Source organism: Pseudomonas sp. 3A(2025) (genome assembly GCF_054589175.1).
Genome location: NZ_BAAILM010000031.1, coordinates 70,133 through 84,008 on the forward strand (window position 1 = coordinate 70,133; position 13,876 = coordinate 84,008).

Below are 13,876 nucleotides of genomic sequence, written 5' to 3' on the forward strand. Positions count from 1 at the left end.
GCTCAATCAGACCGACAGATTAAGCACCCTGTCGCCTTGCAGATGTTCTCCGGCGCGGCGCTTGTTGACGTTCAGTTCGCCGATCCTGATCAGGTGGCTGCGTGTCACATGGCGGGTCAGGCCCAGCATATTGGCGGTGTGTACCTGATTGCGGTGGCAAAAATGATAGGCCGCGCGAATCAGCGCATCCTCGACCTTTTCATGCAGGGCGCCGGCCTGTTGCTCGAACAGTTTGCCAAAGGCCTGGGCCAGCAGGCTGTCGGCGGATTCATCGCTGCGTGCGGGCGCTTCATGACGCTCAAGGCGCAGATTCGACAGGCGCAGGTCACTGGCTTCGATCAGGTCATTGCGGCACAGCAACAGCGTGTGATGAATGACGTTTTCCAGTTCGCGGATATTGCCCGGCCAGTCGTAGGTCTTGAGCCGCAACTCGGCTTCGGCGCTGATGCGTACCGGGGCAAAGCCCAGCCGCTGACGATAGGCGTCGATGAAGTGCCGGGTCAGCGGCAGGATATCGCCGGGCCGTTCACGCAGCGGGCTGAGTGGCAAGCTCACCACGTTGAGGCGGTAAAACAGGTCTTCGCGAAAGTGCCCGGCATTGATGGCTTTTTCGAGGTGTACATTGGTGGCCGCCAACACCCGCACATCAATGGGCTGGCTCTTGCGTGAACCGAGGCGCACCACCTCGCGCTCCTGCAATACGCGCAACAGCTTGACCTGCATCGACATCGGCAGGTCGCCGATCTCGTCGAGAAACAGGGTGCCGCCATTGGCCGCCTCGAACCAGCCGGCCTTGGCGCAGTGGGCGCCGGTAAAGGCGCCTTTCTCGTGGCCGAACAGCTCGGCCTCGAACAGCGATTCGGAAAACGCCCCGCAGTTGACCGCCACAAACGGCGCGGCACGTCGGGCGCTAAGGTCGTGGATCTGCCGCGCCACCAGCTCCTTGCCGGTGCCGGTGTCGCCAATGATCAGCACGCTGGCCTCACTGGGCGCCACCTGACGAATATGCCCCAGCAATGCGCGAGACTTCGGGTCCTCGAACACTTGCGTGGCGACTGGCAGGGCAGCCGCAATGGCGGTCAACGGCAAGGCCATTACTTGGCCTGCTGCTGTGGCGGCAGATCGTTGGCGATCATTTCGCCGAACGGCCCGGTCAGGTTAGTGATGCCGCGTCCGGCGAGGCTCGCGTAGGGTTCTGGCAGCAGCGGGAACACCAGCTCGGCAAAACGATAGGCTTCTTCCAGGTGTGGGTAGCCAGAGAAGATAAAACTCTCGATGCCCAGATCGGCGTATTCCTTGATACGCGCCGCCACTTCCTGCGGGTTGCCGACCAGTGCCGTACCGGCACCGCCGCGCACCAGGCCGACGCCGGCCCACAGGTTCGGGGCGATTTCCAGATTGTCGCGGCGCCCGTCGTGCAGGGCGGCCATGCGCCGCTGGCCTTCGGAGTCGAAGCGGGCGAAGGACTTTTGCGCGGCGGCAATGGTGTCGTCGCTGATCGCGGCAATCAGGGTGTCGGCAGCTTTCCAGGCCTCTTCGCTGGTTTCACGCACGATCACATGCAGGCGAATGCCGAATTTCACGGTGCGGCCCTTGCGCGCTGCGCGCTCACGCACATCGGCGATTTTTGCCGCCACCGCTGCCGGTGGTTCGCCCCAGGTCAGATAAACATCGACCTGATCGGCTGCCAGCTCATGTGCTGCCTCCGAGGAACCGCCGAAATACAGCGGCGGGTAGGGTTTTTGCAGCGGCGGATACAGCGCCTTGGCGTTCTCGACGTGCAAGTGCTTGCCCTTGAAGTCTACGGCTTCGCCTTGCAGCACTCGACGCCAGATTTGCAGGAACTCGTCGGTGACCTCGTAGCGCTCGCTGTGGCTAAGGTGAATACCGTCGCCACGGTTCTCGTCCGGGTCACCGCCGGTGACCACGTTGATCAGCACGCGGCCGCCGGACAGCCGGTCAAGGGTTGCGGCCATGCGCGCCGAGACAGTGGGCGAAATGATCCCCGGACGAATCGCGACCAGATAGCGCAGGCGCTGGGTCAGCGGCGCCAGGGCCGAGGCCACCACCCACGAATCCTCGCAGGAGCGGCCGGTCGGGATCAGCACGCCGTAATAACCCAGATCGTCGGCGGCCTGGGCGACTTGCTTGAGGTAATTGAGAGTGACCGGGCGTGCGCCTTTGGTGGTGCCGAGCAGGTGACCATCGCCGTGCGTGGGGAGAAACCAGAAAACGTTCATGACAGATCCTTGGGCTGTAAGTGGCGCAACACCGGGTCGATTTATCAACTGTCGTCCAGGCGACAGTGGCGGCGCGTTGCATCAGTGACAGCCTTTATAAAGGGTCTGAAATATTCCGCAAAAGAACGTAAAACCATATTTTTAGACCTGAAATGAATATAAGAGACGCCACTGTCTGTGTTCTTACAGTGCCCCACTGTTGCTGTAGAAACAGTGTCCTCTCTGGCCAAGCCTTTCAGACCGGTCACGCCTGTCCGGGCAGCGAAACTTTTGCAAAATCTGCTCAGTCATCCGTGAACACCACCTGCAGGAATTAATGCAATGGCAAGGGCAATCTGGAAGGGCGCGATCAGTTTCGGGCTGGTACATATCCCGGTGGGGCTGATCTCGGCGACGGCGTCGCAGCGTGTCGATTTCGACTGGCTCGACAAGCGCAGCATGGACCCGGTGGGTTACAAGCGCGTCAACAAGACCACTGGCAAGGAAGTCAGCACCGAGAATATCGTCAAGGGCGTGGAGGTCGAGAAGGGTCGCTACATCGTCCTCAGCGAAGAAGAAATTCATGCGGCGCACCCCAAGGCGACACAGACCATCGAGATTTTCGGCTTTGTCGACAGCCGTCAGATTCCCCTGCAAAACATCGACACACCGTATTACCTGGCCCCCGACAAGCGCGGCGAAAAAGTCTACGCGCTACTGCGTGAAACCCTGCTCGACAGCAAGAAAGTCGCCTTGGCCAATGTCGTGCTGCACACCCGTGAGCACCTGGCTGCACTGATGCCGCTGGATTCGGCGCTGGTGCTGGTGATGCTGCGCTGGCCCAGCGAGGTGCGCGACCTGGCCGACACCCTGGAGCTTGATGAATCGGTGACCAGGGCCGAGCTGACCAAGCGCGAGCGCGACATGGCCAAGCGTCTGGTCAAGGACATGAGCATCGACTGGAAGCCGGACGACTACCGCGACACCTTTCAGGACAAGATCATGAAACTGGTCGAGACCAAAGCCCGCGACGGCAAGCTGCAAACCGTCGACGCTGACGAAACGGAGGTCGAACGGCAAGGCGCGGATGTTCTTGACCTGACCGACCTGTTGCGCCGCAGCCTGGCGGGCAAGGGCGGTGGTGCCAAGCGGACGGCGAGCAAAAAAGCCGGTAGCGACAAGCCTGAAAAAACGCGCAAGGCCTCATAGGGCGTTTGAAGGAGATCCATTGCAATGGCCAGCCCTGTCAGTGAGTACACCCGCAAGCGCCGTTTCGATATCACCTCGGAGCCGCCCGAATCACCCTCTGACCGCCGTCGTAAAGATAGCCAGGCGCTGGCGTTCGTCATTCAGAAGCATGATGCGCGCAACCTGCACTACGACTTTCGCCTGGAACTGGATGGCACCCTTAAAAGCTGGGCCGTGCCCAAGGGCCCGAGTCTTGACCCGGCGCAAAAACGCCTCGCGGTGCATGTTGAGGATCATCCGCTGGGCTATGCCTCTTTCGAGGGAACGATTCCGGCCGGTCAGTACGGCGCCGGTGACGTCATTGTCTGGGATCGCGGGGTCTGGCAGCCGCACGGCGACCCGCGCCAGGCCTATGCGGCGGGCAAGCTGGAATTCACCCTGGTGGGCGAGAAACTGAGCGGCGACTGGGCGCTGGTGCGCACCCGGCTCAAGGGCAGCGGCAGCAAGCAGCAATGGCTGCTGATCAAGGCAAAAGATGCCATGGCCCGGCCCGTCGATGAGTTCGATATCACCCGCGAGCAGCCCGACAGCGTGCTGGGTCGCGGACCGGCCGAGGACAAGGCGCAAGCATTTCCCGAAAGCCTGACTCCGCAACTGGCGACGCTGGTCGAGACCCCGCCCAGCGGCGAATGGCTGTACGAAATCAAGTTCGACGGCTACCGGATCATGACCCGCATTCAAGACGGCAAGGTGCGCCTGCTCAGCCGTAACGGCCACGACTGGACCCGGCGCATGCCAGGGCTGGCCAAGGCGCTGGCGGCGCTGAACCTGCAAGAAAGCTGGCTGGACGGCGAAGTGGTGGTGCTCAATGAGCAGGGCCTGCCGGACTTTCAGGCCTTGCAGCGCGCATTCGAAGAAGACCGCGACCAGCCGATCATTTATTACCTGTTCGATGCACCCTGGCTCGACGGCCGCGACCTGCGCCAGAAGCCGCTGGAAACGCGACGCGAAGCCCTGTCGCAGGCGCTAGCCGGGCATGATGGGCCGTTACTGCGCTTTTCCGATGCCTTTCGTTGCGGTCCCAGAGAGATCATCGAAAGTGCCAGCGCGCTGGGTCTGGAAGGCGTGATCGGCAAGCACAGCGGCAGCCCTTACGCCGGAAGGCGCAACAACGACTGGATCAAGCTCAAGTGCCGCTTGCGCCAGGAGTTCGTGATCATCGGATTTACCGCGCCACAAGGCAGCCGTCGCGGCTTTGGGGCGTTGTTGCTGGGGGTTTATCAAGGTGATGAGCTGATGTATGCCGGGCGCGTCGGTACGGGGTTTTCCGTGGCCGCACTCAAGCACCTGAGCGAGCAACTCAAGCCGCTGCACCGTGAGCGCTCGCCCTTGGCCAAGACGTTAAGCCCGGCCTTGAGCCGTGGTGTGCAGTGGGTAAAGCCGCAGTTGGTCGGCGAGGTGCAGTTTGCCGAATGGACCCGCGACGGCCTGTTGCGCCAGGCGTCTTTCGTCAGCGTGCGCAGCGACAAGGCGGCCCGTGACGTGGTGCGCGAATATCCGCAAAAGCCTGCCTCTGGCAAGCCGATGATCGCTGATGTGAAGATCACCCATCCCGAGCGGGTCATCGACCAGGACAGCGGTACGCAGAAACTGCAACTGGCGCAGTATTACGCGTCGATCGCCGACTGGCTGTTGCCCGAGCTGGCCAGGCGGCCGGTGGCTTTGTTGCGCTGCCCGGAAGGCGTGCAAGGCGAGTCGTTTTTCCAGAAGCATGCCGAGCACCTGGCCCTGCCGCACATCACCCGGCTCGACCCGGCGCTGGACCCAGGACATGCGCCGTTGTTGCAAATCGATAATCTGCCGGCACTGATCGGGACGGTGCAAATGGGCGCTGTCGAATTTCACACCTGGGGCGCCACCAGCGAGCATATAGAAACCCCCGACCGGCTGATTCTGGACCTGGACCCCGATCCGGCATTGCCGTGGCGCAGCATGATCGAAGCCACGCAAATGGTGCTGGCAGTGCTTGATGAACTGGGGCTGGCGGCGTTTCTCAAAACCAGTGGCGGCAAGGGCTTGCATGTGGTCGTGCCCTTGGCCCGGCATGCCGGTTGGGAAGAGGTTAAAGGTTTTGCCAAAGCCATCGCCGGTTTCATGGCCAGGCAATTGCCTGAGCGCTTCAGCGCCACCGCCGGTCCGAAAAACCGGGTCGGAAAAATCTTTATCGATTACCTGCGCAACACCCGTGGCGGCAGCACGGTGACGGCCTGGTCGGTGCGTGCGCGCCCCGGTTTGCCGGTGTCGGTGCCCATTGCCCGTGATGAGCTGGCAGGCCTGAAATCGGCGGCGCAGTGGCATATCGGCAATGTGCAGCAACGCTTGCAAACGCTGGGTGAAGATCCATGGGTCGGTTATCGGAACCGGCAGCGAATCACCCGCGCGATGTGGCGGCAATTGGGGGCGAGTCCTGTTGCGCGAGGCAAGTCTTGATCCTGTCCAGAGCCTGAATAGGGTCTAGGCTTGTTCTTTGTCGTTGTAGAAGGAGAACCCGCATGAACTCAACCCGCCTGACCCGTCGCCACCTGCTGACCCTGGCGGCCGGTGCCACGGCGGCGCTGGCCTTCGACTCGGCCGCCGGCAGTGACACCCCGGTGACCAGCATCAATTCCCCACCCTCAGGAGGCCACGCCATGCAGACCCGTGTCATTGCGTCGAGCAACGAATCTTTGCCGGTGATTGGTCTGGGCACCTATCGCGGTTTTGATGTCGAGATTGGCAGCGACGCCTACAAGCCGCTTCGTGCGGTGCTCGATGCCTTGTTTGCCGCCGGTGGCAGTATGATCGACAGCTCGCCCATGTATGGCCGCGCCGAAGCGGTTACCGGCGAACTGCTGTCGATCCACGAGCCGCGCTCGCCGGCTTTTCTGGCCACCAAAGTCTGGACCCGTGGGCGCGAAGAAGGCATCGCGCAGATGGAGGAATCGTTCCGGTTACTGCGCACCGATCGTATCGATCTGATGCAGATCCACAATCTGGTCGACTGGAAGAGCCATTTGCCGGTGCTGCGTGACTGGAAAGAGCAGGGCCGCATTCGTTACATCGGCATCAGTCATTACACGGCTTCGGCGTACGATCAGGTCGAGGCGGTGCTCAAGGCCGAGGCGCTGGATTTTCTGCAGATCAACTACGCCCTTGATGACCGTGAAGCCGAAAAACGCCTGCTGCCACTGTGCCGCGAGCGCGGTGTGGCGGTGATCTGCAACCGGCCGTTCGGTGGCGGCGGGCTGCTCTCGCGGCTCAAGAACAAGCCCTTGCCGGGGTGGGCGGGGCAGGTACAAGTCAGCAGCTGGCCGCAACTGGCCTTGAAGTTCTTGCTCGCACACCCGGCGGTGACCTGCGTAATCCCTGGCACCGGCAACCCGCGTTATATGGCCGAAAACGCTGGCGCCGGCAGTGGTCCGACCCTGACCGACGCCCAGCGCCAGCAGTTGATTGCGCTGGTGGGATGATGTCGCGTTTCAACCCCGGGCTTTTTTTGGCACCGGCGGCAACGGGGCGAACAACGCTTGCAGGTCTTCTTCGCCCAGCTTCCAGTCACCGCTGGTGCGCCCGTCCAGCACACCGGCGGCCAGCGCCGTCTTTTCCTGTTGCAGGCGCTGGATCTTTTCTTCCACCGTGCCGCGGGAAATCATCTTGTAGACGAACACCGGCTTGTCCTGGCCAATCCGGTAAGCGCGGTCGGTGGCCTGGTTTTCGGCGGCCGGGTTCCACCACGGGTCATAGTGGATCACGGTGTCGGCGGCGGTCAGGTTAAGGCCGGTGCCGCCGGCCTTGAGGCTGATCAGAAACACCGGCAAACGGCCTTCCTGAAACTCGCGGATCGGCGTGCGTCGGTCGCGGGTCGCGCCGGTCAGCAGGGCATAGGCGATGCCGCGTTGTTTCAGCTCTTGCTCGATCAGCGTCAGCATCGAGGTGAACTGCGAGAACAGCAGAATCCGTCGGCCTTCGGCCAGCAGTTCTTCGAACATCTCCATCAGGCTGCCGAGCTTGGCCGAGCTGCCGTGGCGCGGGTTGATCGGGTTGTCGTTGACCAGCCGCAGGTCGCAGCACACCTGGCGCAGCTTGAGCAGTGCCTCCAGAATCACGATCTGGCTGCGGGCCATGCCTTTTTTGCCGATTTCATCACGGACCTTCTTGTCCATGGCCAGGCGTACGGTTTCATACACGTCGCGCTGGCTGTCGTTGAGTTCGACCCAATGCACGATTTCGGTCTTGGACGGCAGCTCGGTGGCCACCTGTTCCTTGGTGCGGCGCAGCAAGAATGGCTTGATGCGCGCATTCAAGTGCAGCAGGCGGTCACGGTTGCCGTGCTTCTCGATGGCGGTGCGGTAGTTGCTGTTGAACTCCTTGCTGCTGCCCAGCCAGCCGGGCATCAAAAAGTGGAACAGCGACCACAGCTCGCCCAGATGGTTTTCCAGTGGCGTGCCCGACAGGCATAGACGCTGGCGTGCGGTGAGTTCGCGGGCGGCCTGGGCGGCCTTGCTCTTGGGGTTCTTGATGTACTGCGCTTCATCGAGAATCAGCACGTGCAGCGGCAGTTTTTCCAGGTGTTCAAGGTCGCGCGGCAGCAGGGCGTAGGTGGTCAGGATCAGGTCGTAGTCGCGCAGGTCGGCAACGTCCTGATGGCGCTGTGCGCCGTACAGGGCCAACACCTTGAGCTGTGGAGTGAAGTGCGCCGCTTCGTCGAGCCAGTTGCCGATCAGGCTGGTCGGCATCACCGCCAGCGCCGGCCGGTCGAGGCGCCCGGCCTGTTTTTCCAGCAGCAGGTGGGCGAGGGTTTGCAGGGTCTTGCCCAGGCCCATGTCGTCGGCCAGCACGCCGCCGACTTCCAGTTCGCGCAGCGACTGCATCCAGCTCAGGCCTTCGAGCTGATAGGGGCGCAGGCGTGCATTCAGGCCTTCGGGCAGATCGACCGGTGCGTCCTTGATATTGGCCAGCCGATCAGCGAACTGACGCAGCCGGTCGCCGCCTTGCCACGACAGCGGCAGGTCGTCGAGCTCGGTCAGGCGTGCGGCGTCGGCGGTGTTCAGGCGCAGTACATTGCTGTCGGTTTCACGCCAGTAGAAATCGCCCAGCGTCGCCAGCACCGGCTTGAGCCGGCCATAGGGCAGGGCGATCTGCACCGGTGCACCGCCGTCGAGGTCGCGCGGGGTGAGCTGTACCAGCAGTTGTTCTTCATCGCCACGCTTGGCCACCGCTGCCGGGCTGGTCAGCTCGGGGTGGCTGCGCAGCAGGTTGATCAGGATCGGCAGCAGGCTCAGGCGTTCGCCGTTGACGATGATGCCCAGTTCCAGGTCGAACCAGTTGCGGTCGGTCTGTTCGTCGATGACCGCGTACCAGTCATCGACCGGCGTAACGTTGAAGCCGAAGCTGTCCTGTTGCTGGATCTCCCAGCCTTGCTCGCGCAACGCGGGCAGTTCGTCGAGGACGAAATGCAGCCAGGCCTTGTCGTTGGGCAGCTCGTACATTTCGCCAGCGCTGTCGGGCAGGGCCTTGCTTTGCCGGGTGGCGATCTTGAAACCGAGGTTGGCCAGTTGCTGGCGGTACAGGCGCTCGTGCTCGCCCTGGCGGCGAATGCGCAGGGTTTCGGTGGCGGTGTGCTCGATGATGTCGCTTTTCTGGTTGACCAGATCGCTGCCCAGCGTGCTGGTCAGAATGCTCACATGGGTCGTGCCGACGGCGTAGTGCTTGCCATAGGCGAAGGCCAGGGCCGCACGGTGCTGGATCTGGCGTTGCATGCGCCCGTTACGCGGCTCGAAGGCACTGAATTCGACACTGGCCAGGATCAGTCGCGGCTTGGGCATCAAGTCGTCGATCAGTCTTTCAGGCAGCGTGGAACGCGGTTCGGGCGGCGCCTTGAGACCCAGGGTTTCGCGGTTGCGCGGGTCTTGCAGGTAGTACAGCGCGGCCACGCAATGCTTGCAGTCCTTGCGCACCGGGCAGGTGCAGGTGCACACCAGGTACTCGCTGAAGTGCTCGGGGTCTTTGAACACCAGCGTCTGGGTGTAGCGATCCAGCCCGCTGCCGCGACACTGAGTGCGGATCACCTGGTCACTGCTGTGGTCAAGCACGATCCGTTTTTGCAGGGCGTAGTCGCGCCCGCGCTCAAGCGTCTGGGGTTTGAACAGGTATTTCCAGGGGCGAGCCAGGACTTTTTCGAGAATGGATGACACCGGTGTGCAAAACCCTTGTGCTGCTCAAAAAAAGACGAGCGCCGCAGCGCTCGCCCCGTGGACGAATACGGTGGTCAGAGCGGCGAAACCTTGACCAGCAGTGCCAGGCTGCCGTAGTCGAGAAAGGTCAGTTCGCCGTTCTTGATGCGTGCGCTCTGCTTCAAGCGCTCGCTGCTGACCAGCACGCCGTGAGCGTCCATCTGGTTGACCCAGAAGTCGGCTTCGTAATCGGTAAAGCGTGCGATTGCAAGGCTCAAGGTGCCTTCGACCGGGTAATGCCCGAACTGCCCCTGGCCATCGGTGACCGCCATCACGCTGGGCTCACTGCCCAGTTGTTGCTGCCAGGCGCGGTGCAGCAGCACCTGATACTGGCCGCTGGCCTGTAGCTTGTCGACCAGCGCATTGAGCGCGGTGCTGCGCTGAATGTCCGCTGTCACACGGGCAGCGCCGGCATCCCAGTGTTCCGGGGCCAGTTGTGGCGTCGCGGCGGCTTCGCCGAGCTGGCGGAACAGGATGGTCTCGACCTGATACAACCCGTTGGCAAACGCGCTTGGCGTGGCCAGCGTCAGGGCCACGGTCAGCAGCAGGATCAGTGAACGAAACACGCGCATCGATACATCCTTCAAGCAGTTTTCGGGGTCAGGCGCTCCAGCAGCGCCTCGATCGTGTTGAAGCGCTCTTCAGGACGCTCCATCGGCACCATGAACTTGAACAGCGTGGCGCCTTCGAACTTGTAACGGTTGGGCTGGCCCTGGATCAGCTTGATCAGGGTCAGCGGCTCGACCGGCGTGGTCGCGGCAAACTCCAGACGACCGCCCTGGGGACCTGCATCGATCTTGGTGATGCCCAATTGTTCGGCGACCAGTTTCAGCTGTGTGATACGCACCAGGTTCTTGGTCGGCTCCGGCAACAGACCGAAGCGGTCGATCATCTCGACCTGCAGGTCCTTGAGCGCCTCTTCGTCGGCGGCGTTGGCGATACGCTTGTAGAGGATCAGCCGCGTATGCACATCCGGCAGATAGGCCTCGGGAATCAGCGCCGGCACCCGCAGGTTGATCTCCGGCCCGCCGCCCAGCGGCTGGTCGAGGTTGGGCTGCTCACCCTTGCGAATCGACTTGACCGCGCGTTCGAGCATTTCCATGTACAGGGTAAAGCCGACCGCCTGAATCTGCCCGCTTTGACCATCGCCTAGCAGTTCGCCGGCACCGCGAATTTCAAGGTCGTTGGTGGCCAGCACAAAGCCTGCACCCAGGTCCTGGGTATTGGCGATGGCCTCCAGGCGCTTCTCGGCGTCCGGGGTGATCTGCTTGCGTGGCGGGGTCAGCAGGTAGGCATAAGCCTGGTGGTGACTGCGCCCGACCCGGCCGCGCAACTGGTGCAACTGCGCCAGGCCGAACTTGTCGGCGCGCTCGATCAGAATAGTGTTGGCGCTGGGCACGTCGATGCCGGTCTCGATGATGGTCGAGGCCACCAGCACGTTGAAGCGCTTGTGGTAGAAGTCGCTCATCACCTGTTCGAGCTCGCGCTCGCGCATTTGCCCGTGGCCGATGCCGATACGTGCCTCGGGCACCAGTTCGGCCAGATCAGCGGCGCATTTTTCGATGGTCTTCACATCGTTGTGCAGGTAGTACACCTGGCCGCCGCGCAGCAGTTCGCGCAACAGCGCTTCCTTGACCGTGGGCTTGTTGTGCTCCATGACAAAGGTGCGCACCGACAGGCGCCGCGCCGGTGGCGTGGCAATGATCGACAGGTCGCGCATGCCCGACACGGCCATGTTCAGCGTGCGCGGAATCGGCGTGGCGGTCAGGGTGAGGATGTCGACCTCGCTGCGCAGGGTCTTGAGCTGTTCTTTCTGGCGCACCCCGAAGCGGTGCTCTTCGTCGATGATCACCAGGCCCAGATTCTTGAACTTGACGTCGTCCTGCAGCAACTTGTGCGTGCCGATGACGATGTCGAGCTTGCCCTCGGCCAGATCGGCCACCGCCGCGTTGACTTCCTTGGCCGACTTGAAGCGGCTCATCACCTCGACCTTGACCGGCCAGTCGGCGAAGCGGTCGCGGAAGCTGTTGTAGTGCTGCTGGGCGAGCAGGGTGGTCGGCACCAGCACCGCGACCTGACGGCCGCCGTGCACGGCAATGAACGCCGCGCGCATGGCCACTTCGGTCTTGCCGAAACCGACATCGCCGCACACCAGGCGGTCCATCGGTCTGGCGGCCAGCATGTCGGCGCGCACGGCATCGATGCTCGACTGCTGGTCGGGGGTTTCTTCGAACGGGAAGCCGGCGCTGAAGGTCGCGTAGTCGGCCTTCGGGTCTTCGAAGGCATAGCCTTCGCGGGCGGCGCGGCGGGCATAGATGTCGAGCAGTTCGGCGGCGACATCGCGCACTTGTTCGGCGGCCTTGCGCTTGGCTTTTTGCCAGACTTCCGAGCCTAGCCGGTGCAGCGGCGCCAGTTCGTCGTCGCTGCCGGTGTAGCGGGCGATCAGGTGCAGGTTGGCCACCGGCACATACAGCTTGGCGTCGTCGGCGTAGACCAGGGTCAGGAACTCGGCGACCTGGTTGTCGATTTCCAGGGTGGCAAGGCCCTGATAACGGCCCACGCCGTGATCGATGTGCACCACCGGCGCGCCTTCGCGCAGCTCGGTGAGGTTCTTGATCACCGCATCGTTGCTGCCTTGATCGCTGCGCTTTTCGCGACGCCGACGCTGCATGACCCGCTGGCCGAACAGCGGGCTTTCGGCGATCAGTGCCAGCGATGGCTGGTCGAGCACCAGGCCTTCGTCGAGCGGTGCAATGGTGATCGCCAGGCGGTCCTTGCCGTCGACGAAATCCTGCCAGCTGTCGACGGTCTTTGGTCGCAGCTTGAGGCGTTCGAGCAATTCGAGCAGCACTTCGCGGCGCCCGGCCGATTCGGCCGTAAACAACACGCGTCCGGCAAACTGCTCGAGAAAGTTCGACAGCGCCGCCAGGGGCTGGTTGGCCTTGGCTTCGATGGCCAGCTCCGGCAAGGGACGGGCCGGGAAGCGCTCGCGGCCGACACCGGTTTCGACGTCCTGCTGGCTGACCACGACGCGCGGGCAGCTTTTCAGGCGGGCAAAGCAGTCTTCGACCGGCAAAAACAGCTCGGCCGGCGGCAGCAAGGGCCGCGACAGGTCGCCCCGGCGCTCTTCATAACGGTTGCGTACGTCGTTCCAGAAGTTCTCCGCCGCTTGCTCGATGCCGGGCAGGGAAAACACCTGGGTGTCTTGTGGCAGGTAATCGAACAGGGTCGAGGTCTGTTCGAAGAACAGTGGAATGTAGTACTCGATGCCGGCCGGAGTAATGCCGCTGTTGAGGTCCTGAAAGATCGGGCTGCGGCGGAAGTCGACATCGAAGCGCTCGCGAAAGCGCGCCTTGAAGCGTACGACTTCATCTTTGTGCAGCGGGAACTCTTTGGCCGGCAGCAGGCGCACCGAATCGACCTTGTCGATCGAGCGCTGGGTGTCCGGGTCGAAGGTGCGCAGGGTTTCGATCTCGTCGTCGAACAGGTCGATGCGGTACGGCACCTTGCTGCCCATCGGGAACAGATCGATCAGCGCGCCGCGTACGGTGAATTCACCGTGTTCGTAGACCGTGTCGACATAGCGATAGCCGCTGGCCTCAAGACGGGTGCGCATGGCCTCGACATCCAGCTTCTGGCCGACATCGAGCACCAGGCTGCTGCCGAGCAGAAACGAAGTCGGCGCCAGACGATGCAGCGCGGTGGTTATCGGTACCACCAGCACGCCGTGGCTCAGCTCGGGCAGGCGATACAGGCTGGCGATGCGCTGGGAAATAATGTCCTGATGCGGCGAGAACAGATCGTAGGGCAGCGTTTCCCAGTCGGGGAAATGCAGCACCGGCAGATCAGGGGCAAAGAACTTGAGTTCCTGCTCCAGGCGTTCGGCGCCCTGGCTGTCGGCCGTCAGCAACAGGGTAAAACGCCGGGCGGCATTGGCGGCCTCGGCAATGGCCAGGCTCAGGGCGGCACCGGGGAGATTGCCCCAGTGTTGCTTGCCGGCAGCGGCAGGGAGATGCGGTAGACGCAGGACGGGCACGGAAGGTCGGGCTCCAGGCAGTGCGACAGGGGCGGCGATTGTAACGGGCGAAGGCGGTGGCTGTCAGTTTTCCAGCGCCATTGGCTGATTTTGAGGGCAAAATTTATGTAGTGCCAAAAGATCTGATCGCCGTGCATTGCTCAGAAACAAAGGCCCGGTCA

The 13,876-nt window shown here is 62.7% G+C and carries 8 protein-coding genes; 3 read left to right on the plus strand and 5 right to left on the minus strand.

The window, feature by feature from the left end:
* Positions 1-6: 6 nt before the first annotated feature.
* Together ACYP2A_RS11555 and ssuD are read right to left on the minus strand one after the other, a co-directional pair.
* A complete protein-coding gene (locus tag ACYP2A_RS11555) occupies positions 7-1,095 on the minus strand; it encodes a sigma-54 interaction domain-containing protein (protein ID WP_459745128.1) in 1,089 nt (362 codons plus the stop codon).
* Entirely contained in the window at positions 1,095-2,240 is a 1,146-nt protein-coding gene (gene ssuD, locus ACYP2A_RS11560) for an FMNH2-dependent alkanesulfonate monooxygenase (protein WP_459745129.1), read from the minus strand. Before ssuD ends, ACYP2A_RS11555 begins: the two co-directional genes overlap by 1 nt.
* A 321-nt stretch (positions 2,241-2,561) precedes the next feature.
* Here ssuD and ku point away from each other — a divergent pair, with 321 nt between their 5' ends.
* The 3 genes from ku to ACYP2A_RS11575 all read left to right on the plus strand — a co-directional run bounded on the left by ku (position 2,562) and on the right by ACYP2A_RS11575 (position 6,916).
* Entirely contained in the window at positions 2,562-3,428 is an 867-nt protein-coding gene (gene ku, locus ACYP2A_RS11565; RefSeq protein WP_459745130.1) for a non-homologous end joining protein Ku, read from the plus strand.
* Between the two features lie 24 nt (positions 3,429-3,452).
* Positions 3,453-5,897, plus strand: coding sequence for a DNA ligase D (ligD, locus tag ACYP2A_RS11570; protein WP_459745131.1), 2,445 nt, complete (start codon positions 3,453-3,455; stop codon positions 5,895-5,897).
* A 200-nt stretch (positions 5,898-6,097) separates the two neighbouring features.
* A complete protein-coding gene (locus tag ACYP2A_RS11575; protein WP_459745254.1) occupies positions 6,098-6,916 on the plus strand; it encodes an aldo/keto reductase in 819 nt (272 codons plus the stop codon).
* A gap of 9 nt (positions 6,917-6,925) precedes the next feature.
* Here the strand turns inward: ACYP2A_RS11575 and ACYP2A_RS11580 are convergent, their stop codons facing one another.
* From ACYP2A_RS11580 to mfd, 3 genes are all read right to left on the minus strand, one after another.
* Positions 6,926-9,640, minus strand: coding sequence for a DEAD/DEAH box helicase (locus tag ACYP2A_RS11580; RefSeq protein ID WP_459745132.1), 2,715 nt, complete (start codon positions 9,638-9,640; stop codon positions 6,926-6,928).
* 74 nt (positions 9,641-9,714) lie between these two features.
* Positions 9,715-10,251, minus strand: coding sequence for a CsiV family protein (locus tag ACYP2A_RS11585; RefSeq protein ID WP_459745133.1), 537 nt, complete (start codon positions 10,249-10,251; stop codon positions 9,715-9,717).
* A gap of 11 nt (positions 10,252-10,262) precedes the next feature.
* Positions 10,263-13,715 carry a transcription-repair coupling factor gene (gene mfd, locus ACYP2A_RS11590; protein ID WP_459745134.1) on the minus strand — a complete coding sequence of 1,151 codons (3,453 nt, stop codon included), beginning with the start codon at positions 13,713-13,715 and terminating at the stop codon, positions 10,263-10,265.
* Between the last annotated feature and the right edge of the window lie 161 nt (positions 13,716-13,876).